This is a genomic window from Komagataeibacter diospyri (genome assembly GCF_043995075.1).
GTDB classification, from domain to species: domain Bacteria; phylum Pseudomonadota; class Alphaproteobacteria; order Acetobacterales; family Acetobacteraceae; genus Komagataeibacter; species Komagataeibacter diospyri.
Genome location: NZ_CP171836.1, coordinates 1,658,425 through 1,677,934 on the forward strand (window position 1 = coordinate 1,658,425; position 19,510 = coordinate 1,677,934).

Below are 19,510 nucleotides of genomic sequence, written 5' to 3' on the forward strand. Positions count from 1 at the left end.
TGCAGAAGAATGCCGTCTTTTTGAAAAAAGACGGCACCTCGGAAATTTCTGTTACTTGTCCCCACCCTTAAGCGGCGACATGAGAAAACAGAACGGTACGACAAGCATGCAGCCTATGCCAAGGATCATGAAGACCTCGTTATAGGCAAGGATGGCTACCTGCCGCTGGAATTCCTTGTACAGGTGTCCCATGGCCACATTATTCACCACCCCCTGCGCATAGCCACGCGCAACCGCGACCGCACGGCTCTGGGCCAGGTATTCATTGAACGGCTGGTGATACGGCGTCATCCAGTGGACCATCTGGTTCTGGTGCGCCTGACGCAGTTCGGTCACCAGTGCAGTCGCCCCCGAAATACTCAGCGACCCCAGAACGTTACGCGCCATGCTGAACAGGGCGGACCCATCGGCGTTCAGCCGGCGCGGCAGGGTGGCGTAGGTAATGGTGGAAATCGGCACGAACAGGAAAGCCATCGTGCCCGTCTGGCTCATGCGGAACAGGACCAGATGACGAAAATCCAGATCAGGCACCAACTGCGCCGACCACAGCATGGACAGCCCCATCAGGAAGAAACCAAACGCAATGATGTAGCGGAGCTGGATGTACTTCATCCCGATGCCCACCAGCGGGATCAGCACGATCACCACCATGCCACCGGGCGACAGGATCAGGCCGGACAGGGTCGCGGTATAACCCATGATCTGCTGTGAAAACTGCGGCACGATAATGGCCGAGGAATAGAGCAGCGCCCCCACCGCGCCCATAAGTCCCGTGCCCACCGCGAAATTGCGGTCCTTGAACACGCGCAAATCCACCGCCGGATTCTTGGCGCGCAACAGCCAGATGACCGCCCCGCCAATACCAAGGACGGCAAGGATCGCCATGATGACAATCATGCGCGAACCGAACCAGTCCTCGTCCTCGCCCCGGTCAACCGCCACTTCAAGGCAGCCGAAGCCGATGGTGATCAGCCCGATGCCCACGAAGTCCAGAGGCGCCTTCTGCTTGCGCGCCCATGGCGGGTCCTCGACCATGATCGACACCGCGATTGTGGCCAGTATGCCCACCGGCACGTTGATGAAGAATACCCACCGCCATGAATAATTGTCGGTAATCCACCCGCCCAGTGACGGGCCAAGCACCGGCGCCACGACGGTGGCGATGGCGGTCAGGCCGAAGGCGGCCGCCCGTTTGTCGGGCGGGAAGGTGTCAAGGATGATGGATTGCTGGTTGGGCTGCAGGCCGCCGCCAAAAAAACCCTGCATCAGCCGGAATACGATCAGTTCGGGCAGGCTGGTGGAAATACCACACAGGAAGGACGACAGCGAAAACATGGAAATACAGATCAGGAAGTAATGCCTGCGCCCGAACAGCTTGCCCAGCCAGCCCGAGATCGTCAGTACGATCCCGTTCGCCACAAGGTAGGACGTCAGTGTCCATGTCGCGTCATCATATGTGGATGACAGGTTACCCGCGATATGCGGCAGCGCCACGTTGACGATGGTGGTATCCAGGATTTCCATGAAGGCGGCCACCGTCACGACCACGGCGATCAGCCACGGATTGTGTTTCGGTTTCCAGTTCGTGCCATCCGCCGCTCCGGTGGACGCTGCCTGCGCGCTCATTCCGTGTGGACCGTCGGTTCAACCGACAGGCCGATCGACAGCGGCAGGTCCTGTCGCAGCCCTTCGTCAATCAGAATCTTGACCGGCACGCGCTGTACGATCTTCACATAGTTGCCGGTGGCGTTTTCCGGCGGGAAGGCGCTGAAGGTCGCACCTGTGCCCAACTGCAGCGAATCAACATGCCCCTTCAGCTTCAGGAACGGATAGGCGTCAATCGCAATGTCCACCTTCTGGCCCGGACGCATGTGGGTCAGCTGCGTTTCCTTGTAGTTGGCCACCACCCATATTTCGGGTTCGACAACGGACACAACGGTCTGGCCCGCCGTGACATAGGTGCCGCGTTCGATGTTACGCTGGGAAATCCAGCCATCATGCGGAGCGCGGATCTGGGTCCATTCCACGTTCAGTTCGGCCTCGCGCAGCTTGGCTTCCGCCTGCGCCAACTGGGCCTGCTGCTCGGTCACGCGGGCTTCGGTGCTGGAGATATTGGGAATGACCGGCAGGGCGGTTTCAAGGTTACCCTGTGCCTCAAGCACCTGCGCCTTGGCGGCATTCAGTGCTGCGGTGGCGTAATCGATGTTCTGCTGCGATGTCGCCTCGCGCGTTACGCCATGCTGGCGGCGGTAGTCGGTTTCCGCCTTGAATTCCTGTGCCTGCGCCTGTGCCAACTGGCCCTGCGCCACCATCAGGTGACCGGGAAAGTTCTTTTTCGCGACTTCGGACAGCAGGCTGTAATTGCGGACCTGCGCGCGCGCGATATCCACGGCCGCCGCAGCCTGGTCGCGCTGGGCGCGCCAGTTACGATCATCAATGCGGGCAATGACATCACCCTGATGAACGAACTGGTTATCGTTCACCAGCAGTTCAGTCACGTAGCCGGACACATGGGGGGCAACCGCTACCGCACGACCGGCGGTAAAGGCGTCATCCGTCTCGACTTCATTACGGTGCAGGAACCAGTAAAGGCCACCCAGTATAAGCAGCACCACAAGGCCACCGATCAGGATCAGCTTCCGCCGGGGGGATGCTTCCTTCTCCTCCTTCTTCCCGTTCCCTGTATCCTGTGCCCCTGTATCCTGTGCGGTCTGTCCGTCTTCAGGTGCCTTACCTTCGTCCGCGGCCATCTGCTTCCCTCATCATCACTTTGATTGCAGCCCCTGATCCTGTCATCCACGCATTGACCGAACGGGTCGGTCAATGCATTGCACGAAGCTTGCAACACTTCAACCGCCATCACCGGCCCGGACTCACTTTCAGCGCAGTTTACAGCGTAAAGGCCTGATTACGTACCATGCGGGCATACAGCCCGTTTTCATCCATCAGCGCATCATGCGTGCCACATTCGACCGCACGGCCCTGCGCCATGACCACCACAAGATCGGCTGAACGCACGGTGGACAGGCGGTGCGCCACCACGATGGTCGTGCGTCCGTGACGCAGGTGCGTCAGGGCATTGTGGACAATGGCCTCGCTTTCGCTATCCAGCGCGCTTGTCGCCTCATCCAGCAAAAGCACGCGCGGGTTGCGCAGCAGGGCGCGCGCCAGCGCCACGCGCTGCCGCTGCCCACCCGACAGGCGCTGCCCGCCGGGACCGACCATCGTGTCATAACCCCGTGGCAGGGCCTGGATGAAGTCATCCGCCGCCGCTGCCCGTGCGGCCGCCCTGACCTGCTCATCATCCGCCTGCGGGTTGCCCATGCGGATATTGTCCATGACCGGCAGGTCAAACAGCAGCGTATCCTGACTGACATAGGCAATGGCATCGCGCAGTTGCGACAGGACCAGACGGCGCAGGTCAACGCCATCAAGCGTGATACGGCCACCCGATACGTCATGCAGGCGCGGGATCAGCGAAAGTGCTGTGGACTTGCCCGCCCCCGACGGGCCGACCAGGGCTACGGTCAGGCCGGGACTGGCCACGAAATCCAGTCCCTCCAGCCCCATGCGCCCATCGGGGTAGCGGAACGTCACCTGTTCAAATCGCAGGTCCCCCCCACCGGGCGGCAGGTCGATCGCATCGGGGGCCTGGGCTACGGCCACGGGTTCATCAATTACGTCAAACACGCGCTGCAGGCCGCCAAGCCCCTCCTGCAGGGCGATATTAAGGGTGCCCAGCGCGCGCAACGGACGCGCCGCCAGCAGCAGGGCCGCGACAAACCCTGAAAAATCACCCAACGTGGCCCCGCCCTGCGTCGCGCGCCACCCGGCAAAACCCAGCACGGCCGCGACCGCGGCCCCGCCCAGCACTTCCAGCATCGGGTCCACGCGTGCGCGTCCCCGCGCAATGCGCAACAGCCCCGCATGCAGTCCGTCCAGCACATGCGCCGCCCGGCGTTCTTCCGATCCTTCCAGCCGATAGACACGGATGGTACGCGACTGGCTGAAACTTTCGGTCAGCATGGCGCTTGTCTCGCCCACCTGCTCATGCACGCCACCGGACTCGCGGCGCAGGCGCTTGCCCAGCCTGCGCACCGGCATGGCCGCGATGGGATACAGCACGGCAGCGATCAGGCTGAGTTCCCAGTCCATGTACAGCATGGAGGCAATCAGCCCCACCACCGTCACGGCATCCCCCAGTGCGTTGGTGGCGCGGATCATTGCCTCACGAATCGCCATGGCGTCGGTGGTAAAACGTGCGGCGATCTGGGCCGGGGCCTCGGTTTCGATGCGGGATATGTCTGCATGGACCAGATGGTGAAACATGCGCTGCTGCAGGCCGCGTATGACCAGCAGCACCAGCGACTGCACCGCGATAGACTGCCCGTACTGCGATATGGCCTTCGCCACCGTAATCACCACCACCAGCAGCGGCACCTGATACAGGATACGCGGGTCGTGGTCGGCAAACATGTCCAGCGCGCGCTGGATCACCAGCGGATACAGCGCACTGAATATGGCCATGAGCGCCGTCAGCACCATGACACCCAGTATGCGCAGCTTGTGACAGGCCAGTTCATCATGCCACAGCCGGCGCATCAGGCTGCGTGACGACACCGTTTGCGTGGGTGTGTCCTGCCTGTCGGGCATGGGCGTTTGAATCGCGTTCATTAACCGGCCTATAACCGCATGGCCGCCCAAAACAAAGGGCCGCGACACATGGTTACAAATTATGTCCCGCGGGTGGGGCTGTCACGCAATACCGCATCCATGCGCGCCGCACAGGCCGCATGGCCTGCCGTGCAGCCGTTTTCCAGCCACCATTGCCGCACCTGCGCCAGCACCTGCCCCACCATGGCGCCCGATGCCAGCCCGGTGGCCATGACATCACGACCTGCCAGCGGAAAGACCGGCTTTTCCATCCCTTCCAGCACGGCGCGCAGGTCATCCCACGTATCCGATCGCTGTCCGGCAAGGTCAGCCTGACGCAGCCATGTGCGCCACGACAGGTCACGCAACGCATGATCGGCCAGCATGGGCGCAAGCACGCCCGTCCCCATGCCGGGCAGCGGCACGGGTTCGCCGCGTGTCTGCGCCAGCGCCGTGGTATCGGCGCGCGACAGCTTCAGCCGCCGCGCCACCTCACGCACATCTCCCGACACCAGGGCCGCAAGGCGCAGCACCGCATCCGCGGGCGCGCCACAGGCCAGCAGACGGCCAAGGCGGTCGATGTCGTAGCCTTCGGGCAGGACATGGCCCAGCACGTGGCACGCGTGCATCTGGGCCAGCGTGCGCACCACATGCGGCCCGACAAGGATACGACGCAGTTCCGACCACACCCGTTCGACCGAAAGCCGGTCGATCATGCCCGACAGGACAGTGATGGCGGCCATCGCTTCCGGTTCGGGCGCGTCCCCGCCGTAACGGGCCTGAAAGCGGAAAAACCGCAGGATGCGCAGCCCATCTTCCGTAATACGCAGGCGGGCATCCCCCACGAAGCGGATCCGCCCCGCCGCCAGGTCTGCCTGCCCGTTGAAATAATCATGCACCACGCCCGCGCTGTCACACGACATGGCGTTTATGGTGAAATCCCGCCGCGCCGCGTCCTCGCGCCAGTCGTGGGTCCAGGTTACGGTAGCGTGGCGGCCATCGGTTTCCTCATCACGGCGCAGGGTCGTGATCTCGAACGGATGGCCATCCAGCACGGCCGTCACCGTGCCATGCGACAGTCCCGTGGGCACCACGCGTATTCCCGCCTGTTTCAGCCGCGCCATGACCACATCGGGCGCATGCGGGCTGGCAAGGTCGATATCCGCCACCCCGCGCCCGCACAGCAGGTCGCGCACAGCCCCGCCCACCAGCCGCGCATCGGGCACGATACCCCATATCCGCGCAAGGTGCCGCGCCACATCGGGCATGTCCCGATGCAGAGCATCAAGCAGATTGCCCGCCTTCATCGTCAGGTTTCGTCCGGCAGGGTGGATAGCGGGAAAAACACATGCCGGCTCCATACCCCCAGGCAGGGTACGCCACGGCAGATACCCTCCACCGCCAGCGCCGCCAGTTCGTAATAGACGGGGCGTGCGATCCGTGCCTCGATCGGCAATGCGCCGTCCCCGTCACGCACATGCAGGTAGGGCACCGGTCCCGTGCCGCAGCCTTCGCATGGCACGTCCCACGCGCAGCGAATCGGGTGATCCGGCCCGGCACAGATCACCTGGTCCACATTGGTGCGGAACGACAGCACCTGCCCCCGCCCGCAGCCATGCCATTCCAGGTGGTTTGCGACGAAGGGCGCGTCTTCCACTTCAATCGTACCCTGCTCGACCGGGGTCTGCAGGCGGTAGCCGCCCTGCGCGTCACGCCGCAGGGTGGAAGCAAACAGGCAGACCATCGGCTTGCGACGGATGGGGGAGCCACGGTACAGCCATGTCCCGTCACGCCTGATCAGGAACGGCAGCGCGCCGCATGTGCCCGCCCGCCCCGTGGAAAGGGAGGGCATGGTCTCACCTGTCTCGAAATCGTCCATCAATTGCGTTAACCCGACACTATGGAAGCTGCTGGACTTGATATAGGGATCAACACCGGGTTGATGAAACCCCCGGACCTGTCAGACTGTTGGAATGATGACCATGGATGATACCCCTCCCCTCCATGCGGCGCCGCAGGCGGGCATGACATCCCCCCCATCCCCCACGGGCGAACAGATCGCAGCCCGGGCCGAAAGCATGGGCGTGCGCCTGCGGGATGCGCGCGCGGAAATCGGCCGCGTCATACTGGGGCAGGACCGGGTGATCGACCTTGTGCTGACCTCCATCATATCGGGCGGGCATGCACTTCTGGTGGGGGCGCCGGGACTGGGCAAGACCCTGCTGGTCACAACGCTGGGTCACGTGATGGGCATGGATGCGCGACGCGTGCAGTTCACGCCCGATCTCATGCCATCCGACATTCTGGGCAGCGAGATACTGGACGAGGACGAAAGCGGCCGCCGCAGCTTCCGCTTCGTGGCGGGGCCGGTATTCTGCCAGTTGCTGATGGCCGATGAAATCAACCGCGCCAGCCCCCGCACCCAGTCCGCACTGCTGCAGGCCATGCAGGAGCATGAGGTCGCCATCGCGGGCACCAACCACCTGCTGCCCCGCCCCTTCCATGTTCTGGCCACCCAGAACCCGATCGAGCAGGAAGGCACCTATCCCCTGCCCGAAGCGCAGCTTGACCGCTTCCTCATGCAGGTGACGCTCGACTTTCCCGACGCCAGTGCCGAACGCGCCATGCTGCTGGCCACGACGGGCACCACCACGGCCACGGCCCGGCCCGTTCTGGCGGCAACCGACGTGCTGGCCGCACAGGAACTGGTGCGCGCGCTGCCGGTGGGCGAACAGGTAGTGGATGCGATCTTACGCCTTGTCCGCGCGGCCCGGCCCGAGACGACCGATGACCCGACCATACGCGAAGCCGTGGCATGGGGCCCCGGCCCGCGCGCGGCGCAGGCGCTGATGCTGGCCACCCGCGCACGGGCGCTGCTGGAAGGCCGTCTGTCCCCCACCATCGAGGACGTGGCGGCACTGGCCCACCCCATTCTGGCCCACCGCATGGCGCTGTCCTTTACCGCGCGGGCGGAAAATGTCCGCCTGGGCACGCTGATCGATACACTGGTCGGACGGATCGGCTGACATTGCGCGCAGCCCTATCCTTTCTCACGCGCCTGTCCGGGCGCCCCCCACGGGGTCCGGCCCGGGCGTCGTCCACCCCATCGGACCATGGTGGGGATGCGACCGCCTTCCTGCCCCGGCATCCGGTTGCGGCCATTGCCCTGGCGGACTCACTGGCCAGCAGGCTGCCGGGCCTGATCGTGACGGCACGCCGGATCGCATGGAATGCGGGCGCTGGCCCCCATCCCCGGCGCAAGGCGGGCGTGGGCGAGGAATTCTGGCAGTACCGTCCCGCCATGGCTGGCGAGGCCGCGACCCATATCGACTGGCGGCAGTCGGCACGCGGGGACCGGGCTTTCGTGCGCGAACATGAAGCCCAGACCCCACATACCATATGCATCTGGTGTGATAACAGCGCATCCATGCGCTGGCGGTCCGATGAGCACCTGCCGCTGAAGGCCGAACGTGCTTTCCTGCTGGCCCTGGCCTGCGCCGCCATGCTGCTGCGACGGGGGGAGGATATTCGCCTGCTGGATGCTGCTGGCGGTCCGCCGCTACGCCTGCGCGGGCGGCAGGCGCTGGAACAGATGGCCCACGCCCTGATCGCGGCCCTGCGCAACACGGTAGACGAACCCGGCCTGCCACAGGCTGCCGCCATTCCCGCACGCAGCCGGGTACTGCTGTTTGGTGACGGGCTTTATCCCGCAGCACAGCTGGCGGACTTCCTGCGCGCGGCGACCGCGCGTCAGGCGACCTGCACGCTGATCGAGGTGATTGACCCGGCGGAAACCGCTTTTCCATATGAAGGGCACACCCGCTTTACCGGGCTGGAGGATGACACGACCGTGCTGCTCAATGGTAGTGCCGCACTCCGCCATGACTACCGCACGATATGGACCCGCCATCAGGACCGGCTGGCCACCCTGTGCCAGGCGGCAGGTAGCCTGCCGGTGCCGCACCTGACGGACCAGCCACCGGAAAAGGCCCTGCTGGCGCTGCACGCGCTGCCGGGAATGGGAAACAGGCCATGATGCTGTTGGCGCCATGGATGCTGCCGGGACTGCTGGCGCTGCCCGTCGTGTGGTGGCTGCTGCATGCCCTGCCGCCCGCCCCACGCGTGCAGTCCTTTCCACCCATGGCCCTGCTGCGCACGCTCAACGCGCCGCCGCCGGATGCGACATCCGCCCCCCTGTGGCGGCTGCTGCTGCGCTGTGCCGCCGTGGGGCTGCTGGTGCTGGGGCTGGCGCAGCCGATCTTTCCCCGCGGGCAGGCAGGTGTTGCGGATGCCGACTGCCTGATCGTGGTGGATAATGGCTGGGCCGCTGCAAGCACATGGCCCCAGCGCATCCACGCGCTGGACGGGCTGCTGGATCATCTGTCGCGCACCGGGCATGGCGCGCGCCTGCTTCTGACGGCACGCAGTGACGCGCTGGATCCCATGACGATCCAGCCCACGCAGCAGGCACAGCTGCTGCGCGGCATGATCGACCCGCTCCTGCCCCGTGCGTGGCCAGTGGACCGGGTGGCTGCCACACACGCGCTGGGGCAACTGGCGCAGCAGAACTGGCGCGGACCGGTCATTTACCTTGCGGACGGACTGGCCACACCCGCAGATGCCGCGTTTGGCGCTGCACTGGCCAAAATCGGGCCGGTGCATGAAATGTACCTGCCCGGTTCGGACATCACCCTGCTTACGGCGCCGGGCAGTGGCGAAAACGGGCTGGCCACCCGCCTGCGCGCCGTGCCGCGCCCCCAGCCGCGCACATGGCTGCTACGGCTTGAAACCGCCACCGGGGGCACACTGGCCCTTGTACCCGTGACCCTGCCCGCAGGTGGCGACCATGTGGACATCACACCCGATCTGCCAGCAGAGCTGCGTAGCAAGGTCGATCATCTGTCGCTGGATGGCGTGAACGGGCCGGGCGGCGTGCGCCTGCTGGATGAACGTGAGCGCCAGCGCCCCGTAGGTCTTATTTCCAGCACATCATCCGACACGCCACTGATGGGCAGCCTGTTCTACCTGCGCCGCGCATTACAGCCCACCGCCGAACTGCGCGAAGGGGATCTGGACACACTGCTGGCCCGCCCGCTTTCGGTCATCATCGCACCCGACGGCACACTGGGCAGCCCCGACAGCCGCAGGAAGGTGGAAGCATGGGTACGTGGCGGGGGCACCCTGATCCGTTTTGCCGGCCCCCTGCTGGTCCAGAGCGACAGCAGCGCCAGCCCGGACCCGAAGCCAGCGGATACGCTGCTGCCTGTCCCCCTGATGGGGGGCGAGCGGGTGCTGGGCGGCACCATGTCATGGAGCAGGCCCGAGCACCTTGCCCCCTTCCCTGCGACCTCTCCATTCCATGACCTTGATATCCCTGCCGATGTCACGGTGTCGCGACAGGTTCTGGCGCAACCGTCCACCGATCTGGACAGCCATAGCTGGGCACGGCTGACTGACGGCACGCCACTTGTCACGCATGCCGCCCTTGGGGCGGGTCAGGTCGTGCTGTTCCATGTCACCAGCACGGCGGAATGGTCCAACCTGCCGCTGTCGGGGCTGTTTGTAGGCATGCTGCAGCACCTGATCGATGAGGCATCGGGGATCGAAACACCGGCAGGGGCGACATTGCTTGCCCCCTACATGACACTGGATGGTGATGGCGCGCTGGTGACGCCGCCCGCGGGCGCTCAGGCGCTGCGGGCCGACGCCTTTGGCCGCACCGCGCCAACACCGGAACATCCGCCGGGACTGTATGGCCCGCGCAACAGCCGTCGCGCGCTCAACCCCGGTGATGGCCCGGCCCGGCTGGTGGCGCAGGACACCATCGGCACGACATCGGACCTGCGTGGACAGGTGCCCGATCTTGCCATCGGGCCGATGCTTATGGTCCTGGCCACCCTGCTGCTGATCGTGGATGGCGCGATCAGTGTGCTGCAGCGCGGCCGCAGATGGGGGCGACGGGCGACGGGCGCCATGCTGGCGCTGGCCTGCATGGCGCACGGCCCCGCCCACGGGGCGGACATTCCCCCTGACGTGCCTCAGGCCGCACTGGAAACCCGGCTGGCCTATATCGTTACCGGACATGCAGATATCGATGATGTCTCGAAGGAAGGGCTGCAGGGCCTGTCGGATTATGTCAATGCCCGGACCTCCGCCGTGCTGGGCCATCCTGATGGCGTAGTGCCGGAACACGATGACCTGTCGTATTACCCGCTCATTTACTGGCCGGTGACGGCGGACGCCAGCACCACACCCGCGCGCACGGCGGCGCTGAATACTTATATGCGCCATGGCGGCATCCTGATGATCGACACGCAGGGACAGGACCCGGCCACCGCCCCCGACAATGCCAGCGGCTATACCGGATCGGCACCCGGCACGGCGGCGGCCCTGCGGCGCATGACGGGGGGGCTGGACATCCCGCCCCTTGCAAAACTGGATAACCACCATGTGCTGTCGCACACGTTTTACCTGCTGCATGACTTTCCCGGCCGGTACGACGGCATGCCGGTCTGGGTGGCGCAGGAAGGCGACAGCACCAATGACGGCGTCAGTCCCGTCATCATTGGCAGCAACGACTGGGCGCATGCATGGGCAGTGGATGACAGCGGCAATACGCCCTATGCCCCCGTCCCTGACGGGGCGGACCAGCGCGTGCTGGCCTACCGGTTCGGGGTCAATGCGGTGATTTATGCGCTGACGGGCAATTACAAGGCGGATCAGGTTCATGTGCCCGCCCTGCTGAAACGGCTGGGGGAATGATGGGCATGCCCGACCTGTCGCGTCACATGATGGCATTCAGTCCGCAGGTGCCCCTGTGGTGCATCTACATATTGCTTGCCGCCGTGGCTGTCATGGCGATCACGGGCCTTGCGCGCCGGGTGCGCGGCAGCGTGTGGCGTCTGCTGGCTGCCCTGGGTGTGATCGCGTGGCTGTGTGACCCGCAGCGCATTACCGAAACATGGCACCCCCTGCCCGAAACCGCGCTGATCGTGGTGGACCAGTCGGCCTCCATGTCCGAACGCAACCGGGGCGACATGGCGCGCAATACCGCCGAGCGCCTGCAGGCTGAAATGAACCGCGTGCCGGGGCTTGTGCCGCGTATCGTCACATTGCGTGAAGCACAACATGGCGGCACGCGGCTGTTTGGCGCGTTAAGGCAGGCGGCGGCGGATATCCCTCCCTCCCGCCTTGCCGGGGCCGTACTGGTAACTGATGGCGAGGACCATGACATCCCCGCCAGCGTGCCTGACATGCTCAACCCCGATGACGGGCACGGCCACCGCACAATGCTGCCACTGCATGTGCTGCTGACCGGACGCGGCGAGGAAACGGACCGTCACCTGCGCGTGCTGCAGGCCCCGCCATTCGCCATAGTGGGCAAGGATGTCACCATCCGTGTCGAGATCGATGACCAGGGCGCGCACCCGACCCCGGACGCCACCACCCAGCTTACGCTGACGCAGGGCGATGGCACGACCTTTTCGCGTCCCGTGCGGATCGGACAGCCACAGGACATCACCCTGCCCGTCACCCATCCGGGCGAGATGCTGGTGGGCCTGTCGGCCCCGGAACTGCCTGGTGAGGTCTCGACACGCAACAACCATGATGTCATCCGCATAAACGGCGTGCGTGACCGGCTGCGCGTGCTGCTGGTATCAGGCACGCCCAACCAGGGTGAACGGGTATGGCGGCGACTGCTGAAAGCCGACCCGTCTGTCGATCTGGTCCACTTCACCATCCTGCGCCCGCCTGATCGCGATGATGGCACGCCGCTGTCCGACCTTGCGCTGATCGCGTTTCCGGTGAACGAACTGTTCCAGCAGAAGATCGACCAGTTCGACCTCATCATCCTCGACGGGTTTGAAAACCGGGGCATCCTGCCCGAAGCCTATCTGCGCAATATCGTCAATCACATCCGTGCAGGCGGTGGGCTGCTGCTGATCGGGGGACCGGAATTCCTGACCCCCGGATCGCTTCAGGATACGCCGCTGTCGGACATCCTGCCTGCCCACGTGGCATCCACCGACGGCATGACCGTGCGCCGCTTCCGTCCTGACCTTACGGAAACCGGTATGCGCCATCCCGTGACCTCCGGCCTGCCGGGGGCACCTGACAAAGCGGGCGCACAACCGGGCTGGGGGCCGTGGTATCGCGGCCTGCGCACGGATTCAGCCAATGGCGAAGTACTGATGACCGGCCCGGACCAGCAGCCCCTGCTGGTGCTTGACCACGCGGGCAAAGGGCGCGTCGCCTTCCTGCTGTCGGATCAGGCATGGCTGTGGTCGCATGGCGAAGGTGGCGGAGGACCACAATCGGAACTGCTGCGGCGTATTTCGCACTGGCTGATGAAGGAGCCGGAGCTGGAGGAAAACCAGCTGGAGGCCGGAATATCGGCAGGCCAGATGACCATTACCCGCCGTTCGGTTACATCCGGCCCGCCCCCGGTTGTCCATGTGATTGCCCCCGATGGCGCCACGCAGTCCATAACGCTGGAACCTGCGGGCAATACCGGGCTTGCCCGCGCCCGCCTGCCCGCGCGGCAGGAAGGAATATGGACGGTGCGCGATGATGCGGGCCATGAAGCCTTTGCCGCCCCGCGCATGGAAGACCCGGTTGAATTTGCCGACCTGCGGGCGACGGCATCCCTGCTGGCGCCAATGGCTGCGGCAACCGGCGGGGGCGTGCGCTGGCTGGGTGACAACCCGCAGGCCCCGTCCCTGCCGCAGCTTGTCATGGAAAGCGGACGCGCACGCTCGACATCCGACCGGTTTGCCTTTCCCGCGCGCAATGCGCACAGCGTATCGGGACAGCAGGCCACGTCCCTGCTGCCCGCCTGGATGGTGGGCCTGTTCGTGCTGGTCATGCTGCTGGCGGCATGGTGGCGGGAAAGCCGTTCCTGACACAAAGATGATTAGGCATCGCATCCGCCGCAATTTTGCGGTAATCACCAGAACTGTCGGGTGGCATGTGGCAGTTTCGCACGCCCGGTCGAACGCTCACTCTCGGGACAGGACATGATTTCCAGATCCGGTATTTATCTTCTTGCCGCCGCCCTGTTCGCAGGAATCCCCTGCCTGTGCATGCCCCTGCACATGGCTTACGCACAGGATGCCGATGAAGCGGAAGCCGAGGGCGAGGCCGCTGAAGCCGCGAAAAAGGCCGAAGCCCGCCGCGCAGCCAAGGCAGCCGCCCCACCCGCTGCCCTGCCGGGCGCGGAATCGCGTGAAGAAGAACACGGCCACGCCAGCGCGGACATGAACCCGACCGATGCGCTGTTCGACGCCATCAACCGTGGCAGTCTGGGTGCGGCGAAGGAAGCCCTGAACCGTGGCGCGGACATGACCGGCCATAACGTACTGGGGCAGACGCCGCTGGACATGGCGATTGACCTGAACCGCAACGACATCACCTTCCTGCTGCTGTCGATGCGCACGTTCTCGGATTCGGACCCGCACTTCGCATCGAACAGCCTTGCGGAAGGCGAGGACGACACCCCGCCACTGACCATGCCGCGCCATGCCACCACCACCGTCGATCACCGTTATGATGCATCCGGCGGCCATGCCGACCCGTCCATCGGGTTCCTCGGCTTCGGGGGCAGCTAGCAGAAGTTTTTGGTAAGGCTTTTTCAAAAGCCCAAAAGGAACGCCACTTTTTTCAAAACCAGGCGGTAACTGGAAGCTTTTATTTATTCATCAGTTATTTGCAGACATCGTCTGCCGGGTTCAACCGGGCTTCCATGATCATGATTTCCTGCACGATCTCATCCGGTGTGCAGGTACCACGGCCACGCGTATCGGTCAGCAGGATGAATTCAACAGTCATCGGACGCGCCGAATAACGCTGGCGGCTGACGCGATAACGTTTGTAACCACGGGTAAAAACCCGCACATCCCCACGTTCACAATTCGCACGGACCATGTCATGCAACGGGATGAAGCCATCGGTGCTGTAACTGGTGGCGATCCAGCGCGTATCCAGCGCGGATAACAGGTCACGATAGGCCGCAAGCGCCTGATGCCGGTGATTGTACGGGCTGCGCCGCTGCGTGCGCCAGTCCTGCCGGATCGCGGATTTGTCGCGTCCCGTGATCTTTGGCGCCAGTTCGGGCTGGTCCCATAGCGTCACGGTATTGAGGACATGGTAATTCGCGCCGTATGGGTGCTGGTTGTAGGGCGGGTCCACGTAGGCGATGGCTGCCTCCCCCACCTGTCCGGCCAGTTGGGTGGCAAGAGCATGCGCGTCCATGCGCATGACCGTATTGTCGCGCCCATTATCGATAAAACACGCGGGCTGCAGGTGCAGGTCCGCCGCAATACGGTACAGCGCCGTGCCGGTACGACCGCCCCACCCCCGGTGGAATCCCTTGAACAGGCCGCTGGTATTACTGTTGTAACTGGCGCTGTACAACAGGGGGGCAAGCAGGCAGGCCTTCTGCCCGACGTCAAGCAGGCCGTCATGGTCCCACTGCGCAATCCGTTCCCGAATGGCGTCGATGCGCATGCCGTTCTTGCGCATGTAGAACATCCTGTCACGCGCGGTGTCGTATTTCACGTCATCATCGGGGCACAGGTGGCGCGTCACCCACCCTTCACACGGTGGCAGGGCATTCAGTTCGGCTATGATCTGCGCATAATCCCGCCCCCCGTGAAAACACGGCGGCGCGGACGTGCCGACATGGCAGCGGTTCAGAATCTCGCTATATGGTTCCCAGTCGTTGCTCAGCACCCGAAAACCAAGCCATTTGGCCAGCCGGGAGACGACTCCGGTGCCCGCAAACAAATCCACGAAATCGGTCCTGGCCGGAGTTTCCCCCGTCGCGGCAATGGCCTGCGCGATCAGACCCAGCAGTTTACGTTTGTTCCCGATATAGGGAATAAGCTGGCTGTACAGGTATTCATCCGTCTGCCCGGCGGAATGACGGGCCGCATTCCATTCCATTGCGGGCATGTCGTGCGGCCCGCCGTGGTCCGGACGCCGGTTCACGCCGCCATGCCCATGAATGTACTTTCCCGCTCCAGCGCCATTATTCAGGAAGCGACGGCTGCCTGCTCCGCCCGGATTTCACCGCGCAGCACATCAAGCTGGGTCAGTTCGCCCTCGCGCTCGAAATACCAGAAGGTCCAGCCATTGCATGATGGCGCATTGGTCAGCAGCGCGCCCATTTTGTGGATTGATCCCCGGTGTCGCCCGCTGACCAGCGTGCCATCGGGCGACACGGTGGCGCGCACCCGCTTCTGCCGGTCCATAAGCACTGTGCCCGCAGGCACCATGCCGCGCTCCACCAGCACGCCAAAGGGCACGCGTGGGCTTTCACGTCGGGCGGGCGTGGTCAAGACGCTGTCCAGTGGCACGGGTTTTTCGCGCCGGGCACGTCCGATCGCGGCCTCGGCATAATCGGGATGGCGCTCGATCCCGATAAAGCGGCGGCGCAGCCTGCGCGCCATGGCGGTAGTGGTGCCGGTGCCGGTAAAGGGGTCCAGCACCACGTCATCCACATTGGTTGACGCCACCAGCACCCGGTGCAGCAGGCTTTCGGGCTTCTGGGTGGGATGCAGCTTCAGGCCATGTTCGTTGCGCAGCCGCTCGCCGCCAGTGCATAGCGGCAGATACCAGTCCGAGCGCATCTGCACATCATCATTAAGCGCCTTCATCGCCTGATAATTGAAGCGGTAACGGCTGTCCGGCCCGCGCGCTGCCCAGATCAGCGTTTCATGTGCGTTGGTAAAACGGCGGCCACGGAAATTGGGCATCGGATTGGATTTGCGCCAGATCACGTCATTGAGGATCCAGAACCCCAGATCCTGCAGGATCGCGCCAATGCGGAAGATGTTATGGTACGAACCGATCACCCATATCGTGCCGTCCTTGCGCAGCACACGCCGCGCTTCGGTCAGCCACGCACGGGTGAATTCGTCATAGGCCTGAAGGTCTGTGAATTTGTCCCAGTCGTCATCCACCCCATCGACCACGCTGTCATCGGGGCGACGCAGTTCGCCCTTCAGCTGCAGGTTGTATGGCGGATCCGCAAACACGCAGTCGATCGAACCTGCGGGCAGGGTGCGCATCATCTCGACACAGTCGCCCCGCAGGACCTGGTCCAGGGGCAATTCCATCATAACTGCACCGCTCATGAATTGTTCAGCATGATGGCTGCTCCGCGCTTTGGGGTGAAGAAGGGGAAACGGATGCCTGCATGATGCGGCGCACCGTGCCGAATGCCGCGCGATGGTGGGGGCTTATGCCTTCCGCCATCAGGGCCGCGCGGTGGATGGGGGTGCCGTAGCCCGCGTTACGGTCCCAGCCATAGCCGGGCCAGCGCCGGGACAGCCGTGTCATCAGCCGGTCACGCACGACCTTGGCCACGACGGATGCCGCCGATATGGACAGGCTGATCGCATCACCGCCCACGACGCATTGCACCGGGCACCCGAAATCGGGCGCGGCGTTTCCATCAACAAGAACCAGTTCAGGGAATTGCGGCAGGCGGCCAACCGCACGCTGCATGGCGATCCATGAGGCGCGGAGGATATTGTGATGTTCGATTTCGGCAACGGACGCGGCCCCCACCCCGATCACGATATCGGGGGTAGCGTGCAGCACGTCATAAAGCTGCTGCCTGACCGTGGGCTTCAGCTTTTTTGAATCATCCAGCCTGTCCGCCAGCACGCCCGGAACGCCGGAAAGAAACATGACCGCAGCGGCGACGACCGGTCCGGCCAGCGGGCCGCGACCGACTTCGTCTACCCCGGCGACGCGTCCCCCATGGGCGTTTTCAAGCGCGTAATCCGGCATCCATTCCTTCCTGACCGAATGCGAATCGGACCATGATGGCCCGATTCGCATCGAATTTCCGTTCTGGAAGGATGGAAACCATTTTTATGCAGGGTTGCGCAAGATGCTGTGGACTCATCGAGTCCCTTAAAATGAAAAAAAAACGACTCGACGCCGTTCAGCCCTTGCGACGGGGCAGGAAGATCAGCCCGATGATGGTGCCCAGCGCTGCTGCAATTCCCAGCGAAAACAGCGGTCGTTCGCGCACGAACGTCACCGCGCGCTCAACCTTGCTCTCGCCTTCTTCATACAGGTCGGCGAATTCCTGGCGCGCCATGCCCGAAAGCTGGTCCACCTTGCCTTCCGCCTGCATGCCCACGTTGCCCGTCAGGCCGCCGGCGGCGTCCTTCAGGCGGCCAACGCCTTCGTCCATGACGCCTTCGGCCTTTGTCTCGATGGTCTTTGCCTTGTCTTCCGACATCGTTCACACTCCGTTGTATCGCTTGATCTGTAGCGTGGGCCTATAACGCCAGCATGGCGCTTTCGGTTCCGTACCGCCTATATCATGCATGATCATGCCCCCCTTGACGACCGCCCCCGCCACATTCCCCCCACCTTCACCCGGCATGACGCCCCCGTCCCGCACGCGCAAGCGGATCATGGCGCTGATTGTCGCCAGCCTCATGATGATGGAACAGATCGACGGCACGGCCCTGACCACGGCGCTGCCCGCCATGGCGGGGGATTTCCATGTCGATATTCCACAGACCAGCATCGCGCTGACGGTGTACATGCTGGGCCTTGCCGCCCTGATTCCGGCATCGGGCCACGTGGCCGAACGCTTTGGCAGCCGGACCACGCTGCGCTACGCCATCGCGCTGTTCCTGTCGGGTTCGCTGCTGTGCGGCTGGGCGCCCGACCTGCTGGTGCTGGCGCTGGCGCGGCTGGTGCAGGGGGCCGGCGGCGCGATGATGGTCCCGGTCGGGCGGCTGGTGATCCTGCAGAACGTGCCCAAGTCGGAGCTGCTGTCCGCCATGGCATGGGTCATGCTGCCGGCGACCATCGGCCCAATGGCCGGGCCGGTTCTGGGTGGCGTGCTGACATCGTGGCTGTCGTGGCGGTGGATTTTCTACATCAACATCCCGCTTGGCCTGCTGGCCATCGCGCTGACAGGATGGTTCATTCCCCAGATCCGCGCGGCCCGGCCCCCGCCATTCGACCTGCGGGGCAACATCATATCCGCAACCGGGCTGGCAGGGCTGATATTCGGCATGGAAATGCTGACCCATCCGGGTTTCCCGCCCGTCATGTCGGCGGGACTGCTGCTGCTTGCCCCGCTATGTGCCGCCCTCTACCTGCATCATGCACGCGGGATGGACCATCCGGTACTGGACCTGTCTCTGCTGCGGGTGCCGACTTTCCGCATTTCGGTCATGGCGGGCGGATTTACGCGCATTGCGACGGCGGGGATCATATTCCTCCTGCCATCCCTGCTGCAGACGCGTTTTGGCGCAAGTGCTGCGCAGAGCGGCCTGATAACCTTCATCGCCCCCGTCGGCGCACTGGCCATGCGTTTTGTCGCCCCGCGGATCTATCGTGGCCGGGGCTTCCGCGCCGTCATGTGCGTGACCTGCCTGGTGCTGCCGGTCGTGTGCCTGCTGCTGGCCCGGTTCAGGCCAGGCATGGACATGGGGTGGCTGCTGGGCCTGCTGGCGATCAACGGCATGGGGCAGACACTGCTGTATACCGGCTACAACACCATCGCCTATGCCGACATGCCAAAGGCGCGTATGGGGGCGGCCACCAGCCTGTATTCCACGTGCCAGCAGGTCATGCTGACAATGGGCATATGCCTGTCCGCGGGCATGCTGGCCGCGGGCCGTGCGGCATTGCCCGCGCAATGGCAGGGACAGGACTACGGACTGGCCTTCATGGCCTGTGCGCTGATCGCGTTTATGGCGCTGCCCATCCTGCGGCGGCTGTCGGCCAATGCCGGGGCTACGGTCAGCGGGCACGGAGACACCGTTGCCACAAAGAAACGCAATTAAACCGTTTTGTGGTTTCCCCCTTTCCCACCGCA

At 64.3% G+C, this 19,510-nt stretch carries 15 protein-coding genes; 6 read left to right on the plus strand and 9 right to left on the minus strand.

What is annotated here, in order from left to right; genetic code table 11:
• Positions 1-51: 51 nt before the first annotated feature.
• From ACE2AA_RS07895 to ACE2AA_RS07915, 5 genes are all read right to left on the minus strand, one after another.
• On the minus strand, positions 52-1,626 hold the full coding sequence (locus ACE2AA_RS07895; RefSeq protein ID WP_141260635.1) for a DHA2 family efflux MFS transporter permease subunit: 1,575 nt from the start codon (positions 1,624-1,626) through the stop codon (positions 52-54).
• Complete coding sequence (locus ACE2AA_RS07900; RefSeq protein ID WP_141260636.1) at positions 1,623-2,750, minus strand: HlyD family secretion protein; 1,128 nt, start codon at positions 2,748-2,750, stop codon at positions 1,623-1,625. The genes ACE2AA_RS07895 and ACE2AA_RS07900 overlap by 4 nt, the downstream gene beginning before the upstream one ends.
• Positions 2,751-2,889: 139 nt before the next feature.
• Positions 2,890-4,653, minus strand: coding sequence for an ABC transporter ATP-binding protein (locus ACE2AA_RS07905; protein ID WP_395372158.1), 1,764 nt, complete (start codon positions 4,651-4,653; stop codon positions 2,890-2,892).
• Between the two features lie 80 nt (positions 4,654-4,733).
• A complete protein-coding gene (locus ACE2AA_RS07910; protein ID WP_141260637.1) occupies positions 4,734-5,960 on the minus strand; it encodes a CCA tRNA nucleotidyltransferase in 1,227 nt (408 codons plus the stop codon).
• A gap of 2 nt (positions 5,961-5,962) precedes the next feature.
• On the minus strand, positions 5,963-6,532 hold the full coding sequence (locus tag ACE2AA_RS07915) for a DUF1285 domain-containing protein (protein WP_141260638.1): 570 nt from the start codon (positions 6,530-6,532) through the stop codon (positions 5,963-5,965).
• A gap of 94 nt (positions 6,533-6,626) precedes the next feature.
• Here ACE2AA_RS07915 and ACE2AA_RS07920 point away from each other — a divergent pair, with 94 nt between their 5' ends.
• The 5 genes from ACE2AA_RS07920 (at position 6,627) to ACE2AA_RS07940 (ending at position 14,261) form a co-directional block, all read left to right on the plus strand.
• Entirely contained in the window at positions 6,627-7,679 is a 1,053-nt protein-coding gene (locus ACE2AA_RS07920; protein ID WP_141300609.1) for a MoxR family ATPase, read from the plus strand.
• 2 nt (positions 7,680-7,681) lie between these two features.
• Positions 7,682-8,689, plus strand: coding sequence for a DUF58 domain-containing protein (locus ACE2AA_RS07925; RefSeq protein ID WP_395372003.1), 1,008 nt, complete (start codon positions 7,682-7,684; stop codon positions 8,687-8,689).
• Positions 8,686-11,415: a DUF4159 domain-containing protein gene (locus ACE2AA_RS07930; RefSeq protein WP_395372005.1), complete on the plus strand. Its 2,730-nt coding sequence runs from the start codon at positions 8,686-8,688 to the stop codon at positions 11,413-11,415. Before ACE2AA_RS07925 ends, ACE2AA_RS07930 begins: the two co-directional genes overlap by 4 nt.
• The gene (locus ACE2AA_RS07935; RefSeq protein WP_395372006.1) at positions 11,412-13,556 is read left to right on the plus strand and encodes a VWA domain-containing protein; all 2,145 of its coding nucleotides are present in this window, start codon (positions 11,412-11,414) and stop codon (positions 13,554-13,556) included. Before ACE2AA_RS07930 ends, ACE2AA_RS07935 begins: the two co-directional genes overlap by 4 nt.
• Positions 13,557-13,670: 114 nt before the next feature.
• On the plus strand, positions 13,671-14,261 hold the full coding sequence (locus ACE2AA_RS07940; protein ID WP_141300617.1) for an ankyrin repeat domain-containing protein: 591 nt from the start codon (positions 13,671-13,673) through the stop codon (positions 14,259-14,261).
• A 94-nt stretch (positions 14,262-14,355) separates the two neighbouring features.
• Here ACE2AA_RS07940 and ACE2AA_RS07945 read toward each other — a convergent pair whose 3' ends face one another.
• From ACE2AA_RS07945 to ACE2AA_RS07960, 4 genes are all read right to left on the minus strand, one after another.
• Complete coding sequence (locus tag ACE2AA_RS07945) at positions 14,356-15,642, minus strand: DNA adenine methylase (RefSeq protein WP_141300620.1); 1,287 nt, start codon at positions 15,640-15,642, stop codon at positions 14,356-14,358.
• 44 nt (positions 15,643-15,686) lie between these two features.
• Entirely contained in the window at positions 15,687-16,790 is a 1,104-nt protein-coding gene (locus tag ACE2AA_RS07950) for a site-specific DNA-methyltransferase (protein WP_141260645.1), read from the minus strand.
• 7 nt (positions 16,791-16,797) lie between these two features.
• Complete coding sequence (locus ACE2AA_RS07955; protein WP_395372010.1) at positions 16,798-17,451, minus strand: ribonuclease HII; 654 nt, start codon at positions 17,449-17,451, stop codon at positions 16,798-16,800.
• Positions 17,452-17,608: 157 nt separating this feature from the next.
• Positions 17,609-17,911 carry a CsbD family protein gene (locus ACE2AA_RS07960; RefSeq protein WP_141260647.1) on the minus strand — a complete coding sequence of 101 codons (303 nt, stop codon included), beginning with the start codon at positions 17,909-17,911 and terminating at the stop codon, positions 17,609-17,611.
• 178 nt (positions 17,912-18,089) lie between these two features.
• On the opposite strand from ACE2AA_RS07960, the gene ACE2AA_RS07965 reads away from it, so the two are divergent.
• A complete protein-coding gene (locus ACE2AA_RS07965) occupies positions 18,090-19,478 on the plus strand; it encodes an MFS transporter (protein WP_395372159.1) in 1,389 nt (462 codons plus the stop codon).
• Positions 19,479-19,510 lie beyond the last annotated feature (32 nt).